Below are 17,554 nucleotides of genomic sequence, written 5' to 3' on the forward strand. Positions count from 1 at the left end.
ATGGAGAAGTGGCTGATTACCGGAGCAAACCAATTGCTCACGTTGCAAGGGGCGGGACGCCCGAAAACCGGGAAAGAAATGAATGACCTGGGCATCATCGAAGACGGGGCGGTGGCGGTTGAAAAAGACACCATCATTGCCGTCGGGACCCGCAAAGAAGTGGAGAGCGAAGCGCGGAAACGCTGGGGTTCATGGGAGAAGGTGAACCATATGGATGCAACGGGAAAAGTCATCATGCCGGGGCTCATTGATCCGCACACCCATTTGGTGTATGCCGGTTCCCGCGAAGATGAGCTGAACATGCGCCTGAACGGAAAAACCTATTTGGAGATTTTGGAGGCAGGCGGCGGGATTCTGTCAACCACCCAAAGAACACGGGCAGCGGGGATCGATGAATTGGTGGAGCAAGCCAAAGCGAGGCTGGACCGGTTTTTAAAGAACGGGGTGACCACTGTCGAAGCAAAAAGCGGATACGGGCTGTCCCCGGAACATGAACTGAAACAGCTCCGAGTGACCAAACGATTGAACGAGGAGCATCCGGTGGAAGTTGTATCCACTTTTATGGGAGCGCATGCGGTTCCGAAGGAGTACCAAAAACAACCGGATGCGTATGTCAGACTGATCACGGACGAGATGATTCCGCGGGTGGTTTCCGAACGTTTGGCTGAATTTTGCGATGTTTTTTGCGAAAGAGGCGTCTTTTCCGTCGAACAGTCTGAAACCATTCTCCGGGCGGCCAAAGCAGCCGGCCTGATCCCGAAGATTCATGCGGACGAACTCGAACCGACGGGAGGGGCGGAACTCGCTGCCCGCATCGGCGCTATTTCCGCGGACCATTTGCTGAAAGTGTCTGATGAAGGAATCCGCGCACTGGCCAAAGCGAAAGTGGTGGCGGTCTTGCTTCCGGGAACGGCTTTTTTCCTGATGGCTCCCTTTGCCGACGGGCGAAAGATGATTGATGCCGGGGTGCCGGTGGCTTTGTCGACGGATTGCAATCCGGGCTCTTCCCCGACCGAGTCTTTGCTTTTGATGATGAATCTGGCTTGTTTTCACATGAAGATGACACCGGCGGAAGTGATAACGGCAGTGACCGTCAATGCTGCCCATGCCATCGGCCGGGCGGACCGGATCGGAAGTCTGGAGCCTGGCAAGCAGGCGGATTTGGTCGTGTTCGATGTGCCCAATTATCTGCATTTGACGTATCATTACGGATCCAATGACGTGGAACGGGTGATGAAAAAAGGAAAATGGGTTGTTTAGGGAGGAAGGAAGGATGAACTTTCGTTATTTGAATCCGCCCCCCTTTGTCCACCGTTTTCAGACGGCGGATCCCAATGACCCGAAAGTGAGTGAGTGGATCCGGCCGTGGAACGGGAAAGAAACCATGGATGTCGGAGTGATCGGGGTCCCGTTGTCCCGTTCTTCCATCAGTGCGTCGGGAGCGAGCGAAACACCGTGGGCCGTCCGGCAAAGCTGGAAAAGCTTTTCCACCTATGATGTGGATCATGATGTTGATTTAACCTGCTTGACGGTGCGGGATCTGGGCGATGTCCGCATGCATGTGACGGATATTCCGCTTTGCCATCATTACATTGAAAAAGGAATGGAAGAAGTTTATCAAAAGGCACGAAAGCAGGACTTCTTTTTGCCGGTGATCATCGGAGGGGACCATTCCGTCACGTGCCCCTCAGTCAAGGCGTGGAAAAAAGCTTGTCCGCCCGGCAAGACCGGCTTGCTCCAGTTTGACACGCATTTTGACGTGCGGAGCTTGGAAAGCGGAGGGCCGAGCAACGGGACACCGGTTCGCGGGCTGTTGGAGTCCGGCACCCTGGAAGGAACAGAAATTGTCCAGATCGGCATCCACGGCTTTGCCAATTCCCGGATCTACCGCCAATATGCCGGGGAGCAGGGAATCACTTTTTATACCATGCATCAAATCTGGAAAAAAGGATTTGCCGCGGTCTTTGAAGAAGCGCTGTCCAAATTGAATGCATCGGTCGATTTCATCTATGTGACTGTGGATATGGATGTGCTGGATCTTTCATTTTTGCCGGGTTCTCCCGGATCCCATCCCGGCGGTTTGTATTCCCGGGAATTGTTTGAGGCGATGTTCCGGCTGGGAAAAGAACCGAAAGTCAAGGCATTGGACATTGTTTGTCTCGATCCCATGCGGGATGTGGGATCGGTGTCGGTCAAAACGGCAACCCACACCATGCTTTCCTTCTTATCCGGGGTGTTAAGAAGGAAGTCGGGTTCATCCGAAGAATAAAAACCCCGTTTTTTGAAAAAACGGCCTTTTCTTGCAGAGAAACAGAGGCTCTTTTATTTGTGGCGGGGGATGTTTATTTTTTTTGTTTTCAAACAGTGTTAAGATAAAGAAGATGACTTTTTAAAGGAGGAAATGCTCATGGCCATCGAACGAAAAGGTGCTGTAACATTTAAAGGAAACCCGGTCACTTTGCTTGGCCCGGAGTTGAAAGTCGGGGATCAAGCGCCGGATTTTAAAGTGTTGGCAAATGATTTGTCCGAAGTCACACTGGCGGACAGCAAAGGGTTTGTCCGGATTATCAGTGTGGTTCCGTCTCTGGATACAGGAGTTTGTGATGCGCAAACCCGCCGTTTCAACGAAGAAGCAGGCGACATTGACGGGGTGAAAGTACTGACCGTCAGTGTGGATCTGCCGTTCGCCCAAAAACGCTGGTGCGGGGCGGCCGGTGTGGAAAACGTGCAAACTCTTTCCGATCACCGCGATTTGTCGTTCGGAATGGCTTACGGTGTCGCCATTAAAGAAATGCGTTTGTTGGCCCGGGCCGTGTTTGTGGTGGATCAAAATGATCAGATCGTCTATGTGCAATACGTACCGGAAGCAACCAATCATCCGGATTATGAAGCGCCGATTCTTGCTGCGAAAAAAGCATTGAACCAATAAATCCATATGCAAAAAAGGCTCGGCGATGACCACCGCTGAGCCTTTTCATCATGGAATGGAGGTCGGATCGGAGATGACAGACGAATCCCGTTTGTTCATTGCCGTGAAATTGCCGTCGGAAGTAAAACGGTATTTGGCGCGGGGAAGTGACATGTTGAAGCAACAATGCGATTTTTCCCGCTGGGTCTATGAAGAGGATTACCATATTACGCTTCAATTTTTGGGCGATGTCAACCCGGAGAAAAAAGACAAAATTCTAAGCGCCTTGCCCCGCTGCGTTCAAGGAACGGAGCCGTTTTCGTTAAAACTGTCCGGTCTCGGAACATTTGGCAGGGAACATCAGCCGCGCGTTTTGTGGGCCGGTGTTTCGGGGGATCTGGACCCTTTGTCCCGCTTGCAAAAACAAGTGGCCCGGACGATGGAACCGCTCGGTTTTCCGGGTGAAAAACGGGCATACCGCCCCCATGTCACGATTGCCCGCAAATGCCGGCAGCCAAACTTTACGCTGACGCCCGAAATGAGCTCCAACTTCCAAAATATTGAATGGCAGGTCCGGCAAATAGCGTGCTACGAGACGAAATTGGGGCGGCAGCCGATGTATGAACCGGTGGGCCTTGTTTCCCTCTGACCGGGATCATTGATAGAGGGAAGAGCCTTTTTTCTTAAATTCCCGGGCTTTTTCTTTCATCCCTTTTTTGGCGGCCTCTTCCAGGGTCAATCCTTGTTTGTCCGCATATTCCCGGATATCCTGCGTGATTTTCATGCTGCAAAATTTGGGGCCGCACATCGAACAGAAGTGGGCGGTTTTTGCCGGTTCGGCCGGTAAGGTTTCATCATGGAATTCTCTTGCCCGGACTGGATCCAGGGACAAGTTGAACTGATCCACCCACCGGAATTCGAAGCGGGCTTTGGACAATGCATCATCCCGTTTTTGTGCTCCCGGATGCCCTTTGGCCAAATCGGCGGCATGGGCGGCGATTTTATATGCGATGACGCCTTCTTTTACGTCTTGTTTGTTGGGGAGCCCCAGATGTTCTTTCGGCGTCACATAGCAAAGCATGGCGGTGCCGTACCAACCGATCATCGCCGCACCGATGGCAGACGTGATGTGGTCATAGCCGGGGGCGATATCGGTGGTCAGCGGTCCCAGGGTGTAGAAAGGAGCTTCCTGACACAGTTTTTGCTGAATATCCACGTTTTCTTTGATTTTATGCATCGGGATATGTCCCGGACCTTCAATCATCACCTGCACATCGTGTTCCCATGCGATTTGGGTCAGTTCCGCCAACGTTTCCAGTTCGGCGAATTGGGCTTTGTCATTGGCATCGGCAATTGATCCCGGACGCAAGCCGTCGCCGAGCGAAACGCAAATGTCATAAGCTTGCAGAATTTCGCAGATCTCGCGAAAGTGTGTGTATAAAAAGTTTTCCTCATGATGGGCCAGACACCATGCGGCCATGATGGAACCGCCGCGTGAAACAATCCCGGTGGTGCGTTCCGCAGTGAGCGGGATGTAATGGAGCCGCACGCCGGCATGGATGGTAAAGTAATCCACCCCTTGTTCGGCTTGTTCGATCAAGGTGTCACGGTAAATTTCCCATGTCAAGTCTTCCGGAACCCCGTTGACCTTTTCGAGCGCTTGGTAAATGGGAACGGTTCCAACCGGGACCGGTGAATTGCGGATGATCCATTCCCGGGTGTTGTGAATGTTTTTTCCGGTCGATAAATCCATGATGGTATCGGCTCCCCATAAGGTGGCCCAGGTCATTTTTTCCACTTCTTCCTCAATGGAGGAGGAAACGGCGGAATTCCCGATGTTGGCGTTGATTTTGACATGGAAGTTTTTGCCGATGATCATCGGTTCCGATTCCGGATGATTGATATTGGCGGGGATGATGGCCCGGCCGCTGGCGACTTCCTGCCGCACAAATTCAGGATCCAACTGCTCGCGAATGGCGACAAACTCCATTTCCGGCGTGATGATCCCCTTTTTGGCATAATGCATCTGGGTGACGATTTTTCCGGGTTTTGCTTTTAACGGGTGTTTGTTGGGATGAGGAAATGATTCAAGCGTTGCCTTTTCCTCCGAGCGGTATCCATTGTCGACGGGCTGGACCGGGCGGCCTTTGGTTTCTTCCACGTCGCCCCGTTCCAAAATCCAGTTTCTTCGCAATTTTGGCAATCCTCGTCTTAAATCAATGGATGCTTCCGGATCGGTGTAAGGCCCGCTTGTGTCATAGATGCGGAGAGGTTCATTGGCACGGGTTCCGCGCCAGTCAGTGGTGGGGGAAAGGGAAATTTCCCGCATGGGAACGCGGAGATCGGGTCTGGACCCTTTGACATAAACTTTTTTGCTGTTCGGATAAAAATAACGTTCCATCAATATTGCCCTCCTTTGGTGATTGCAACCAATGGCCAAAACGGACGAAGGGCGAATACGACACAAAAAAACCATACACCTGATGCGTATGGATCGGGTAAGAAATCAAAACGATGAGGGGACACACGAGTCCCGTCATCTTCCCTACGCTGGCATTACCCAGATCAGGTACACGGTCGGCGGCAGAGTTCTCCGCCCTCTCAGCCTGGCTGACTCCAAGCTCCCGTTTTTTGACCCTATTTAGTTGCTTTCTTTTTCAAGCTATCACAGATTTTACGGGAGGTCAATCACAAAAGAATAAATTTATATGAGAGGAGAAGGAAAACTGGCGGAATCCCCATACTGTCGAAATCTGTGATTTATAAAGGTTTTTTGTCACGATTTTGCAATATATTCATAATCCTCATTTTAGACAGGATATTTTTTGTCCGTTATACTTAAAATAAACAAACCCCGGAGAAGGGGATATTTTCCATGTTTGGTTGATTGTGAAAAGTTGTGAAAATGATCTTGTTTTTTGTACCTGAGAGAGCTTGGAGAAAGGGTGCATGAAAATTGAGAATAGAGTGGCATCATGTGCGGAAAGTATTTGGACAAAAGGCGCAGATTTCACGCACGAGGATGACGGGGCTCATTGATTTTTCCGCTTCGGTCCGGGAAGGAGTGACGGCCTTGTTGGGCCCGGCGGGTTCGGGAAAAACCACGTTGCTGAAGCTGACCGCCCTGAAAATGGTTCCGGATGACGGCAGGATTGTTTTTTTCTCCCATACAAAACAGCCGCACGTCTGGTCGAAAGGGAAAATGTTGCATTCCGGTCTTTCAGATCTTTCCTTTCTCAAGTCGCTGATTCACTACACTCCTCATGTTCAACGGTTGAACCAGGATACCACCGTCGAATCTTCACTCTTCATGCATGCGCAGTTGATGCGCGTTCCAAATCCCAGGAAAACCATTGCGGAAATCATTGCAAAATGGGGATTGGCCGGTTTCCGGAAAATGCCTTTGTACAAACTTTCCGGAGCGGTTTTGAAAAGGTTTTTGTTGGCCCGTAGCTTGATTGCACCCGCCCCGGTCTGGATCATGGATGAGCCGACGGAAGGGTTGGATCCATGGGGACGTTATTTGTTGATGCATGAGCTGAAAAAACGCCAAAGAGGGCTCATCACCTTGTTTGCGACGACCACCGACATGGACTTGGCCGAATGCGCAAATGATTTGATGTTGCTGGAATCGGGAGCTTGCAGGCGCTTGGGGAGTCGAAAGATTTTGACATCCGGGATCCCGGAGGGCACGGTACGGGCTTGGTACGAAGCGATGCAAGCCTTTTCTTATCTTAGGAAAGAACATCATTTTTAATTTTAATGACGTTCGGTGAAGAGAGAGAATATATTGTATCGATGAAACGAGGGCGAGGGTGTGAAGAGCGTGGATCATGAAATCACTTTGCCCTTTTTTTATCTCTGTATTTATAATGGAATGAAAATCGTTTCTCAGGGGGAGGAAAGCGGAAATGAGCATTGATGAACGGATCGACAAGTTCCTACATAGTGACAGGAAAGCTCCGCTGCCTTATGCGGTTGGTGATATAGTCAAGGTTCGCATCACCCGGATCATGGATTACGGCGCCTTTGTCGTGACCAAGGATGAACACATGGCTTCGGGATTGATCCATATCTCCCAAATTCCCGACGGGGTGACCGTGGAAGTCAACCAGGTGATCGATGCCGAGGTGAGGCAAGTGAAAGAAGACCATAAAGTGGAGTTCAGTCTGATGCATATGGATAAAAGAGACAATCCTTTTCGATTATTGGAAAATGTCAAAAATGAACTCCCCAAGAAAGAGGTTCCGCAAGACGAAGTGGATCAAATCATTCAAGACCTTTCCAAAGAATTCGGCGTCGTGTCGGAAGAGTCCAAAACCATCATCAAGGATATGGTCCGGGAAATGGGGGTTTATCAATTTACAAAGGCAATGATGAGAACGCTTCCGCAGTTTCAAAGGGACTTGGTTTACCATTTTTTGAAGGAATTAAGCAGCCAAGGGAGGGAACATCTTTGAAACGCGTTCTTACCATTTTTCCTATCATTTGCGGAAGCGGCTGGAAGAACGTTTGAACCGAAAAATCTCCGGGCATGAGATTGACCGGATGATTCGGGAGAGCCAGGTGATCCTGGAGACCGACCGCCATCTTTATTTGTACCATCGCGAACAGGATATTCGATTTCCTTGCATCCGGGATCAGGACCGCTGGATCATCAAATCGGCCATTGTCAAAGGGATGTGGATGGAAGCCAAAGATTGAGTCTGTCGTTGGATCTACCCGCCGTCTGTCCAAAAAAAATCCCCCCGGGAAAGTCCCCGGGAGGTTTTTTGTTTCCGGTTATTCAGCTTTTTGGGTGTCTTTTAAGATTTGGCGCAGAACCGTTTGCAGGATGCCGCCGTTTTTGTAGTATTCCACATCCACAACGCTGTCGAGGCGGACGGTGACTTCAAATTCCGTGGTTTCGCCGTCCGGTTTGGTGGCGCGGACCGTCAGGCTTTGTCCCGGTTGAATGTCATCATTCAAGCCGAGGATGTCAATGGTTTCTTTTCCGGTCAGGTTCAATTTTTTCCAACTTTGTCCTTCTTTGAATTGGAGCGGCAATACGCCCATGCCGACCAGGTTGCTGCGGTGAATCCGTTCGAAGCTTTCGGCGATGACCGCTTTTACCCCGAGCAGGTTGGTTCCTTTTGCCGCCCAGTCACGGGAGCTTCCCGTGCCGTATTCTTTTCCGGCAATCACGACAAGCGGCGTGTTTTCTTCTTTGTATTTCATGGCCGCATCATAAATGGACATGACTTGCCCGCTCGGTACATGTTCGGTTACTCCGCCTTCAGAACCGGGTACCATTTGGTTCCGGATCCGGATGTTGGCAAAGGTTCCGCGTGTCATGACCCGGTCGTTCCCGCGTCTGGAACCATACGAGTTGAAGTCTTTGACTTTGACGCCATGTTCTTGGAGATATTTCCCTGCCGGACTGTTGGGGGCAATGCTTCCGGCCGGCGAAATATGGTCCGTGGTGACAGAATCTCCCAACAGAGCGAGAACACGGGCGTTTTGAATGGGAGCGATTTCTTCCGCTTCCACCGACATATCCACGAAGAACGGCGGTTCTTGAATGTAGGTGGAGTTTTCATCCCAATCGTAGAGAACGCCTTTGGGAGTCGGCAATTGATTCCAGCGTTCGTTGGCATCAAACACCCGGCTGTATTGTTTGCGGAATTGTTCCGCGTTGATCGCTTCGCTCATGACCCGGCTGATTTCCTGGGAAGTCGGCCAGATATCTTTGAGATAGACGGGTTGGCCGTCTTTGCCGTGGCCGATCGGTTCGGTTTCAAAATCGATATTGACGGTTCCGGCAAGCGCATAAGCGACTACCAGCGGCGGGGAAGCCAGGTAATTGGCTTTGACCAGCGGATGGATGCGTCCTTCAAAGTTCCGGTTTCCGGACAGAACGGAAGCCACCGTCAAATCGTTTTCTTCAATGGCTTTGCTGACATCGTCCGCGAGGGGTCCGCTGTTACCGATACAAGTGGCACATCCGTAACCGGCAACGGTGAAGCCGAGTTTGGCGAGCGGTTCCAGCAGACCGACTTGGGCCAGGTATTCGGTGACCACTTTGGAACCGGGGGTCAAACTGCTTTTGACATAAGCCGGTACGCTCAATCCTTTTTCGACGGCTTTTTTCGCCACCAAGCCGGCTCCCACCATGACGGACGGGTTGGACGTGTTGGTGCAGCTGGTGATGGCGGCAATCACCACGGAACCGTGTTTCAGGTCAAACCGGTCATTTTGGCGGGTGACTTGCACGGATTTGCTGATTTCTTCTTCCGTCAGGCCAAAGCCGCTTTCGTCAATCGGCTTGCGCAAGGTTTCGTTCCAAGCTTCTTTCATCTTGTTCAGTTCGATGCGGTCTTGCGGGCGTCTCGGTCCGGACAGGCTTGGAACCACGGTGCTGAGATCCAGTTCAATGGTGTCCGTGAAGACCGGATCCGGGGTGTCATCGGTCCGGAACAAGCCTTGTGCCTGATAATATGCTTTCACCAGTTGAATCAGGCTTTCGTCCCGGCCGGTGGTGCGGAGGTAGTTCAAGGATTCTTCGTCAACCGGGAAGAAACCGACCGTTGCACCGTATTCCGGCGCCATGTTTGCCACTGTGGCCCGGTCCGCAAGGTTCAGGTTGGATAAGCCGGGGCCGTAGAATTCGACGAATTTGCCGACGACGCCTTTTTTCCTGAGCATTTCCGTGACCGTGAGCGCAAGGTCGGTGGCGGTTGCCCCTTCCGGAAGTTGTCCCGTCAATTTGAATCCGATGACTTCCGGGGTGATGAAGTATAACGGTTGCCCCAACATGCAAGCTTCCGCCTCGATTCCGCCAACTCCCCAACCGACAACGCCCAGTCCGTTAATCATGGTGGTGTGGGAGTCGGTTCCGACGAGGGAATCCGGGAATACCACGGTTTCGCCGTTTTCTTCACGGGTTTGTGCGACGCGGGCCAAGTATTCCAGGTTCACTTGGTGGACAATTCCGGTTGCAGGCGGAACCGCTTGGAAATTGTCAAGGGATTCAGCAGCCCAGCGAAGCAGGCGGTAGCGTTCTTCATTCCGTTTGAATTCCAGATCCATGTTGTATTGCAGTGCATCTTCGGTTCCGGCGCGATCCACCATCACTGAATGGTCGATCACCAGGTCAACCGGAATCAACGGGTTAATCCGTTCCGGATCGCCGCCCACCCGGCTCATGGCCGAACGCAATGCCGCCAGGTCCACGACGGCCGGCACACCGGTAAAGTCTTGCAAAACGATGCGGGCCGGTTTAAAACCGATTTCCTTTTTATCCTTGTTTTGGGTCCAGGAAGCCAACTGCTCAATATGCTCCCGGGTGACCGATTTTCCGTCATATTGGCGAAGGGCGGCTTCCAACAACACTTTGATGGAGAAAGGCAACCGGGAAATTTCTCCGATCCCTTGTTCTTCCAAACTGTCCAGACGGTAGTAAACATACTCTTTATCGCCCACTTTTAATGTGGAGCGCACATTGTACAAGTCCTTTGCCATGGGAAAACCTCCTTTGAAGAAAGATGTAAAAGCTTTCATATCAGCGGTGGCTGAATGAGACGCGTGAAAAGTGCAAGGAATAAGACTCGCTGAGGGAAACGTCTTGTTTCACCAGATGAAACTAAGTTCTAAATTCGTCTTCATTATACAATGTTTTTTTAAACTTGTATAGACTCTTTATAAAAAATGCAAAAAAACGGACAAGTCAGACGGTTGTTCTTTTGCAAAATCACATAGAAGGGCCGATCTCTTTGTTTTCTGTCAAAATTTCCGTTTTCTAATGGAAAAGAGAGGAGTATAATATTTGAAAAATGAGTTTCACAGAGTGAAACACGGGGGAGAGACTTGATTTTGAGTGGAGAAAAAAAATCGACAGTCCGAGCAGCTGAGCGTGCACTGGATATTTTGTTGTGCTTTGTGGATGAAACCCGGCTGGGAATGACGGAAATCGCCGAACGCACGGGATTGAACAAAAGCACGGTGTTTCGTTTGCTGGCCACCTTGGAGAGCAAAGGATTTGTGAAAAGAGACCCGGATACCGAAAAATATCAGCTGGGTTTCCGGATTTGGGAGCTTTCCGCCCATTTGAACCGGTCCAAGGATCCTGCCGTGCTGTTCTTGCCGGAAATGGAGCGGCTGCGGGATGAATTGGATGAGACCGTCAGCTTGTATGTTTATGACGGCATCGAGCGGATCCGCATTCAGGCTGTCGAGAGCAATCAGGCGATTCGCCGGGTGGCTCCGGTCGGGGTCCGGATGCCGCTTACTGTCGGGGCTTCCAGTAAAGTTCTGGTTGCATTCGCGGATCCGGCGCTGTTGCAAAAAGTGCTGGCCGAATCCGAATGGCCGGACCATGTGGAAAAGTCTGAATACCTGAACCAACTGAAACAGATCCGGAAAGACGGTTACGCGGTGAGCATCGAAGAAAGGGAAGCCGGAACAGCCGCGGTGGCGGTCCCGATCTTTTCCCGCCGGGAAAAATTGGTGGCGGCGCTCGCCGTGTCGGGGCCGGTTTCCCGGATGAATGTGGACAAGATGGAGCAATTCGTCCCGTATATGATGGAAGCGGCGGGAAAAATGGGGAAAATGATAGGGGATTGAGCAGAAAAAAAGCCCGAGGTTTCTCGGGCTGACAAAATTTAGAGAACGGGAAAAGATCACGCCCGCTGAAGGTCACGCTCCATTCCCGCTGATCCTGTGAGCTTCTTTTTAAGTAATTATAAGCAATATCGGCACGGATGTCGAGTGTTATGTCTTATAATTACTTATGATCGCTTATCACCGGGTGAAAGGAGGGACGAGGGGTGTATCAGGAAGAAAGAATGATGATGATTTTGCGCCATTTAAAAAAACATCACCGGATCAGCGTTCAGGAGATTTGCGGGATGTTCGGGGTTTCCCGTGACACAGCACGCAGGGATTTGGTGAAATTGAGTGAACAAAATGCCATCATCCGAACGCGGGGCGGGGCCATTTTGCCGGTTCTTGAAAAAGAAGTCGACAGTTACAAAAAACGCGTGGGGCAGAAAAGCGAAGCCAAAGCAAAGATCGGGCGGCTGGCCGCCGCAACCATCCAACCCCGCGACCATATTTTGATGGACACGTCCACAACGGTGCAATATGCCGCGCAAGCCCTTGAAGCACAAAATGTCGTGGTCGTGACCAATTCCATCGACATTGCCGATATCCTGTCCGGCAAAGAGGGGGTCAAACTGCATGTGTTGGGAGGGGTTTTTGACCCGCATTCCCGATACATTCATGGAGCCGCGACCCTCCGCCATTTGCAGGAGTTCCGGGTGAACAAGTGTTTGATGGGCGGCGGGGGAATCACCAAAGACGGGATTTTTGTCAAGGATGAAGAGGAAGGCCAGGTTGTCAAACAGATGATTGCCTGTTCGGAACAAGTGATCGTGCTGGCCGATCACACAAAATTTGGAAAGCAGTTTTTTTATCAAATCTGCCGTTTGGAAGATGTTGATCTTTTGGTGACGGACCGTTTGCCGGATCATTGGAAAGAATGTCTGGAAAAAGCTGATGTGGAGTGGCACGTTGCAGAAGGTTGACCCAAGCATCGCTTGCCCGAAAACGTTTGCTTTTGATAGCATGACAAAGTAGAATATAATTTTTGTGATGTCTATATTTTTTGCAGGAGAGAAGGTGCCCTTTTGCAACCAGATTCCGGATCCGTAAAAGATCCCAAACTTCCGATGGTGGAAATTTTTCAAACCGTTGAAGGGGAAGGGACCCGTGCCGGATTTCCCACCACGTTTGTACGGTTGTTTAATTGCAACCTGCGCTGTACCTGGTGTGATACACCTTACAGCTACGCCCCTTCCAAACCGGAATATTTTGCGCGGGTTTCCGAAATCGTAAAGGAAGTGAAAAAGTTTCCGCACCGGTTCATTTGCCTGACGGGCGGTGAGCCGTTGATGCATGGATATAAATCCGAACGGTTGATTGAAGCATTGGCCGAGATTGACCATATCGAGGACATTCACATTGAAACCAACGGCGCGATCCATTTGAAGCCGTTTGCGGAGTTAAGGCAAAACCATGAAGCGGCAAGACAAAAAGTCCGGTTCATTTTGGATTATAAATTGCCGGGAAGCGGCGAAAACAAGCGGATGATCGAAGAGAATTTCGCTTATTTGAACGATGCCGACGAGGTCAAATTTGTGATTGCCGGGGAAGAAGACTTCAAGGTGGCCAAAGAAGTCGTCCAAACAAAGATGAAAAAAGGAATTCCCTTGTTCAGTCCGGTGTGGGAATCGATGGAACCGGCAAAACTGGTGGATTTGATCTTGAAGCATCAATTGACACAGGTGAAATTGAGCCTGCAGATGCACAAAGTGATTTGGGACCCCGACTTGCGAGGGGTATGACAGGAGGGATAACGGGTGGAAGAAAAAGCAGTGATTGTGTTGAGCGGCGGATTGGACAGCACGACATGCATGGGGATTGCCCGCGAAGAAGGTTTTGCGCTGTATCCGATCACCTTTTATTACAACCAGCGCCATGGCAGGGAAGTGGAGCAAGCCAAGAAAATCGCCCAACACTACGGAGTGGGCCACCGGCATAAAATTGTAAACGTTTCTTTCCTCGGCGAAATCGGCGGCAGCGCCCTGACGGATCAGACGATGGAAGTGCGGACCGGGGGAGTGGAAGGAGATATTCCGGATACGTATGTGCCTGCCCGCAATTTAATCTTCCTGTCACTGGCATCGGCTTATGCGGAAGTGATCGGGGCCAGACGGATTTATACCGGGGTGAGTGCGGTGGATTACAGCGGTTATCCCGATTGCCGCCCCGAATTTATCCGTTCTTTCAGCGAAACGGTCAATTTGGCGACCAAAATGGGCGTATCCGAAAAAATTGAGATCCGGACGCCGCTGATTCATTTGAGCAAAGCGGAAACCATCAAAAGAGGGCTTGAGCTGAACGTTCCTTATGAACTGACCACTTCCTGTTACCTGGGGGGAGAGGAAGCGTGCGGGGAATGCGACAGCTGCCTGCTCCGCCTGAAAGGGTTTAAGGAGAATAACGTGACGGATCCCATTGCTTATAAAAAAATCCCTGAACAATTAAGGTGATAAACATGCGCGGCAAATACACGATGGTGAAACACTTTTGGATTTCCTGCGCCCACAGCATTCCGGGGGCCGGGAAATGTGAAAGGATTCACGGGCACAACTATAAAGTCACTTTTTGTGTGGAAGGGTTTGAGTTGGACGAAAAGCATATGTTGATTGACTTCCGGCAAGTGAAACATGCTATCGAGAAAAAGTATGACCATCACTATTTGAATGATTTTCCGGAGTTTGATCCCGATCAAACCGGAGTGGCCCCGTCCACCGAGAAAGTGGCGGAGGTATTTTTCCGGATTATTGAAGGCTTGTGCCGACAAAAATCGAATCAACCCCGGTGCAAATGGGTTGAAGTCGAAGAAACCAATGAAGCTTATGCCCGTTTTGAACGTGTGGATGAACAGGAGGAAATGTCATGAGCGACAAGTCGAAAGAGGAATTGTCCCTGAAAGCGTTGGGGAATGAAACCACTTACCATTTCGAATACAACCCCGATTTGTTGGAGACGTTTGACAACCGTCATCCGGGGACGGATTATTTTGTGAAGTTCAATTGCCCGGAGTTCACCAGTTTATGTCCGATTACCGGCCAACCGGACTTTGCAACCATTTATCTCAGTTATGTTCCGGACCAAAAACTGGTGGAAAGCAAGTCGCTGAAGTTGTATCTGTTCAGTTTCCGCAATCACGGCGATTTTCACGAAAACTGCATTGTCACGATCATGAAGGACTTGATTGAGAAACTGGATCCCAAATATATCGAAGTGTGGGGGAAATTTTTACCCAGAGGCGGGATCAGCATCGATCCTTATGTGAACTACGGAAAGCCGGGAACCCGGTGGGAGAAAATCGCCGAACAGCGTTTGGCGCAGCATGACCTGTATCCCGAAAAAGTGGACAACCGGTAAATGTTTCTTTTCTCCGTTTTCCGATTGGGATAGAATAGGGGGGAGGAGGGTTCAAAATGAGTGAAAACTTCTATATTCTGCAAATGCAGCAGATGGTTCAACATATGCGTGATGAATTGACCAGCGTCGGTTTCAAAGAGCTCCGGACTCCGGAAGAAGTGGATGAAGCCCTGCAGGGGGAAGGAGCGAAAGGAACCACCTTGGTGGCGGTGAACTCGGTTTGCGGTTGTGCAGCCGGCCTGGCCCGCCCGGCAGTGGCTCTTTCCTTGAAACATGACAAAGTCCCGGATCACTTGTATACCGTTTTTGCCGGACAAGACCGGGAAGCCACGGAACGGGCCCGTTCATATTTTGAAGGAATGCCCCCGTCTTCGCCATCTTTTGCCTTGTTGAAAGACGGGAAGCTGGTGCACATGGTGCATCGCCACGATATTGAAAACGTCCCGCTGGAGGAAATTGCCAAGAACCTGACGGATGCTTATGACCGTTTCGTGGATTAAATTTACAAAGTCTCCCCTGTGTGAAAGATAGGGGAGTTTTTTTATAGGTACATAGGCGGCAGGGTTTTTTTTCATTAAAATAAAAGGGAAAGGATGGTGAAGGAATGGAATTGATCGCCTTTTTTTTGGTGGCTTTGTTTATCATCACATCGATCATTGTGAATGTCTTGTACCGCTCGGCGAAAAAAGTAAACCATAAAAAGAGTTATGTGCTTGGAGATCTGGGGGTTCAGCCCCGGCCGCAGCTGCAGGAGGATGTTCAAGCACTGGTGCAACATTTGGAACATTCATTTCAAGAAAGTTATGTGGAACGGGTCAAAGAACGTGTGATCCGTGAATATAAAATCAGTTTGACCGAATGGGAAAACCGTTTTTTTGAGTGGAAACGATATTTAATTATGACAGCCATCCTGAAAAAAGTGCCGATGTACAGTCATGAAGTCGATGAGATTTGGCATGAAATGCTGATGTTTACCAGGGAATACGAAAAGTTTTCCAACCGTTTCCTGGGCACGACTTTGCATCATGAGCCCAATGTGCCGGGGCAAACGGTGAGTGAAAGTGAGAAAAGTTTTTTTGATTTAATCTATTTGCTTTTGTTTCGTCCGACCCCGTACAGCCGCCACACTTGGGGGGATTTTTTCCGGCAACCGCTTTCCAAAGCGCTTTTGGATGACATTAAGCACTGCTCGGATTTGGAATTAAAGGATCGATACTTTAATCCGCACACCGTGAAAAATTTGGAACCGGCAGCCCGTGTCATGGATAACATGATCCGGCTTTTGAAACGAAAATTGGAAGAAGTCGAAAAGCATGTGGTGAATCAGGGAACCTCCATCAAAGAATTCCGCCGCCATTTCAAAAAAGATTCCGGTCCGTTCAAAGAAGGCGATCCGGTCCATGGCGCGATTTTCCTTTCGTTATACCATGCCGATGCATTCCATGAAAAATACCACGAGCTCTGTAAAAAATCACTGGAAGACGATCATGGTTCCGTGGTTTACGCCAAAAAACGGACAGGCAATGATCACAAATCTTCCGGCACGGAATATTTTTGGGAAGACGTCGGAGGTGGCGACACAGGACCGGATTCGGGGAATGACGCGGGAAGCGGCTCTGGCAGTGACTCTTCGGGAGGAAGTGACGGCGGAAGCAGTTGCAGTGGCAGTAGTTGCGGAAGCAGTGTTTGAAGCAAGCCGGCGAAAAGGAATGGAAGCATCTGGTAAAAAAACAGCCATCTGTGGGGCGCACGGATGGCTGTTTTTATGATTCAGGACGAAAAAAAGGTTTTCAAGACATCCGGGAGATCCCGTTGCCAGAAGCCCCAGGTGTGATCTCCGTCTTTTTCTGCATATTGCACCCGGGCTTCCTTTTCTTTTAAATAACGGTGGACTTCCCGGTTGCGGGCCAAGAGGTCCAGATCCCCCATATGGGTGGGAACTTTCGTTTCAGAGGTTCCGACCGATTGATAGATGCGCAGATGGGAAAGCGTGTCTTGCCGCAGGATTTCTTCACAGGTTTCTTCCAAAAAGGCTCCCGACTGGGTAAAGACATTGACCACCTGCTCCGGATGTTGCAAGGCAATGTGCAAAGAAACCGTTCCACCCAGTGATGAACCGCCGATCACCAGCTTCTCTTTTTCACGGGAGACGGGATATTTATCACGAAGCAATGGAAGGAGTTCTTCCATCACCATTCGGATATGTCCGGATTGTTGTTTTCCAACAGGGGAGTATTGCGATGTCCGTTTCTTTTTGTCCACCGGAATGGCTGCCATGGCAAAGGGCTTCAGCTCCCCGTTTGCAATCATTTGGGTGGCCTGAGTCACCACACGTCCCAAGTTGAAGTAATCAGGCCCGTCATGAAGGAGGACCAGCGGATAGTTCCGGACGGATGATGGTTCTTCTTCGGGAAGAAAAATCAGGATTTCTTTTGTTTCATCGAGATGTTTGCTGTCAAGTACTTCTTTTTTGATGGTCCGCTTGATCATGTTTGTATAGTCCCCTTTTGGATGAAAGTGGTTTAATACTACTATACCTTATTTTTGTTATATTTTCCTATTGATTATTTATATCGTATTTTTGTATATTTATACTGTGTTATTGAAAAAATAATATTGTTATCCATTTATATCTGTTTTTTATCTGTATAAACA

The 17,554-nt window shown here is 50.0% G+C and carries 18 protein-coding genes; 15 read left to right on the forward strand and 3 right to left on the reverse strand.

Features of this window, described 5'->3' with window-relative positions:
* The 4 genes from hutI (at position 1) to thpR (ending at position 3,557) form a co-directional block, all read left to right on the forward strand.
* Positions 1-1,260 carry an imidazolonepropionase gene (hutI, locus tag H1R82_RS12990; RefSeq protein WP_181731584.1) on the forward strand — a complete coding sequence of 420 codons (1,260 nt, stop codon included), beginning with the start codon at positions 1-3 and terminating at the stop codon, positions 1,258-1,260.
* A 13-nt stretch (positions 1,261-1,273) separates the two neighbouring features.
* Entirely contained in the window at positions 1,274-2,269 is a 996-nt protein-coding gene (locus H1R82_RS12995; RefSeq protein ID WP_181731585.1) for an agmatinase family protein, read from the forward strand.
* 138 nt (positions 2,270-2,407) lie between these two features.
* Positions 2,408-2,929 carry a thiol peroxidase gene (gene tpx, locus H1R82_RS13000; RefSeq protein ID WP_181731586.1) on the forward strand — a complete coding sequence of 174 codons (522 nt, stop codon included), beginning with the start codon at positions 2,408-2,410 and terminating at the stop codon, positions 2,927-2,929.
* Positions 2,930-3,002: 73 nt separating this feature from the next.
* A complete protein-coding gene (thpR, locus tag H1R82_RS13005; RefSeq protein WP_181731587.1) occupies positions 3,003-3,557 on the forward strand; it encodes an RNA 2',3'-cyclic phosphodiesterase in 555 nt (184 codons plus the stop codon).
* Between the two features lie 6 nt (positions 3,558-3,563).
* On the opposite strand, the gene thiC is transcribed toward thpR, so the two are convergent.
* Positions 3,564-5,309, reverse strand: coding sequence for a phosphomethylpyrimidine synthase ThiC (gene thiC, locus H1R82_RS13010; RefSeq protein ID WP_181731588.1), 1,746 nt, complete (start codon positions 5,307-5,309; stop codon positions 3,564-3,566).
* Positions 5,310-5,864: 555 nt separating this feature from the next.
* Here thiC and H1R82_RS13015 point away from each other — a divergent pair.
* From H1R82_RS13015 to H1R82_RS13025, 3 genes are all read left to right on the forward strand, one after another.
* A complete protein-coding gene (locus H1R82_RS13015; protein WP_181731589.1) occupies positions 5,865-6,665 on the forward strand; it encodes an ABC transporter ATP-binding protein in 801 nt (266 codons plus the stop codon).
* Positions 6,666-6,819: 154 nt separating this feature from the next.
* Positions 6,820-7,368 carry a S1 RNA-binding domain-containing protein gene (locus H1R82_RS13020; protein ID WP_181731590.1) on the forward strand — a complete coding sequence of 183 codons (549 nt, stop codon included), beginning with the start codon at positions 6,820-6,822 and terminating at the stop codon, positions 7,366-7,368.
* Between the two features lie 52 nt (positions 7,369-7,420).
* Complete coding sequence (locus tag H1R82_RS13025; RefSeq protein WP_037992942.1) at positions 7,421-7,612, forward strand: hypothetical protein; 192 nt, start codon at positions 7,421-7,423, stop codon at positions 7,610-7,612.
* Between the two features lie 78 nt (positions 7,613-7,690).
* Here the strand turns inward: H1R82_RS13025 and acnA are convergent, their stop codons facing one another.
* On the reverse strand, positions 7,691-10,408 hold the full coding sequence (acnA, locus tag H1R82_RS13030) for an aconitate hydratase AcnA (RefSeq protein ID WP_181731591.1): 2,718 nt from the start codon (positions 10,406-10,408) through the stop codon (positions 7,691-7,693).
* A 351-nt stretch (positions 10,409-10,759) separates the two neighbouring features.
* Here acnA and H1R82_RS13035 point away from each other — a divergent pair, with 351 nt between their 5' ends.
* From H1R82_RS13035 to H1R82_RS13070, 8 genes are all read left to right on the forward strand, one after another.
* Positions 10,760-11,509 carry an IclR family transcriptional regulator gene (locus tag H1R82_RS13035; protein WP_049720602.1) on the forward strand — a complete coding sequence of 250 codons (750 nt, stop codon included), beginning with the start codon at positions 10,760-10,762 and terminating at the stop codon, positions 11,507-11,509.
* 203 nt (positions 11,510-11,712) lie between these two features.
* Positions 11,713-12,471, forward strand: a complete 759-nt coding sequence (locus H1R82_RS13040) for a DeoR/GlpR family DNA-binding transcription regulator (protein ID WP_181731592.1) — start codon at positions 11,713-11,715, stop codon at positions 12,469-12,471.
* A gap of 102 nt (positions 12,472-12,573) precedes the next feature.
* Entirely contained in the window at positions 12,574-13,290 is a 717-nt protein-coding gene (locus H1R82_RS13045) for a 7-carboxy-7-deazaguanine synthase QueE (protein ID WP_309544838.1), read from the forward strand.
* Between the two features lie 15 nt (positions 13,291-13,305).
* A complete protein-coding gene (gene queC / locus H1R82_RS13050; RefSeq protein ID WP_181731593.1) occupies positions 13,306-13,998 on the forward strand; it encodes a 7-cyano-7-deazaguanine synthase QueC in 693 nt (230 codons plus the stop codon).
* 5 nt (positions 13,999-14,003) lie between these two features.
* Entirely contained in the window at positions 14,004-14,411 is a 408-nt protein-coding gene (locus H1R82_RS13055; RefSeq protein WP_181731594.1) for a 6-pyruvoyl trahydropterin synthase family protein, read from the forward strand.
* On the forward strand, positions 14,408-14,899 hold the full coding sequence (queF, locus tag H1R82_RS13060) for a preQ(1) synthase (RefSeq protein WP_181731595.1): 492 nt from the start codon (positions 14,408-14,410) through the stop codon (positions 14,897-14,899). Before H1R82_RS13055 ends, queF begins: the two co-directional genes overlap by 4 nt.
* Before the next feature lie 56 nt (positions 14,900-14,955).
* The gene (locus tag H1R82_RS13065) at positions 14,956-15,399 is read left to right on the forward strand and encodes a BrxA/BrxB family bacilliredoxin (protein WP_181731596.1); all 444 of its coding nucleotides are present in this window, start codon (positions 14,956-14,958) and stop codon (positions 15,397-15,399) included.
* Between the two features lie 104 nt (positions 15,400-15,503).
* The gene (locus tag H1R82_RS13070; RefSeq protein ID WP_181731597.1) at positions 15,504-16,589 is read left to right on the forward strand and encodes a UCP032817 domain-containing protein; all 1,086 of its coding nucleotides are present in this window, start codon (positions 15,504-15,506) and stop codon (positions 16,587-16,589) included.
* 80 nt (positions 16,590-16,669) lie between these two features.
* Here the strand turns inward: H1R82_RS13070 and H1R82_RS13075 are convergent, their stop codons facing one another.
* A complete protein-coding gene (locus H1R82_RS13075) occupies positions 16,670-17,389 on the reverse strand; it encodes an alpha/beta hydrolase (RefSeq protein ID WP_181731598.1) in 720 nt (239 codons plus the stop codon).
* Between the last annotated feature and the right edge of the window lie 165 nt (positions 17,390-17,554).

The organism is Thermoactinomyces intermedius (genome assembly GCF_013912365.1).
GTDB classification, from domain to species: Bacteria; Bacillota; Bacilli; order Thermoactinomycetales; family Thermoactinomycetaceae; genus Thermoactinomyces; species Thermoactinomyces intermedius.

Coding starts and splice junctions, on each gene's coding strand:
- hutI (WP_181731584.1), top strand. CDS start 1: ATGGAGAAGTGGCTGATTACCGGAGCAAACCAATTGCTCACGTTGCAA.
- H1R82_RS12995 (WP_181731585.1), top strand. CDS start 1,274: ATGAACTTTCGTTATTTGAATCCGCCCCCCTTTGTCCACCGTTTTCAG.
- tpx (WP_181731586.1), top strand. CDS start 2,408: ATGGCCATCGAACGAAAAGGTGCTGTAACATTTAAAGGAAACCCGGTC.
- thpR (WP_181731587.1), top strand. CDS start 3,003: ATGACAGACGAATCCCGTTTGTTCATTGCCGTGAAATTGCCGTCGGAA.
- thiC (WP_181731588.1), bottom strand. CDS start 5,309: ATGGAACGTTATTTTTATCCGAACAGCAAAAAAGTTTATGTCAAAGGG.
- H1R82_RS13020 (WP_181731590.1), top strand. CDS start 6,820: ATGAGCATTGATGAACGGATCGACAAGTTCCTACATAGTGACAGGAAA.
- acnA (WP_181731591.1), bottom strand. CDS start 10,408: ATGGCAAAGGACTTGTACAATGTGCGCTCCACATTAAAAGTGGGCGAT.
- H1R82_RS13055 (WP_181731594.1), top strand. CDS start 14,004: ATGCGCGGCAAATACACGATGGTGAAACACTTTTGGATTTCCTGCGCC.
- queF (WP_181731595.1), top strand. CDS start 14,408: ATGAGCGACAAGTCGAAAGAGGAATTGTCCCTGAAAGCGTTGGGGAAT.
- H1R82_RS13065 (WP_181731596.1), top strand. CDS start 14,956: ATGAGTGAAAACTTCTATATTCTGCAAATGCAGCAGATGGTTCAACAT.
- H1R82_RS13070 (WP_181731597.1), top strand. CDS start 15,504: ATGGAATTGATCGCCTTTTTTTTGGTGGCTTTGTTTATCATCACATCG.
- H1R82_RS13075 (WP_181731598.1), bottom strand. CDS start 17,389: ATGATCAAGCGGACCATCAAAAAAGAAGTACTTGACAGCAAACATCTC.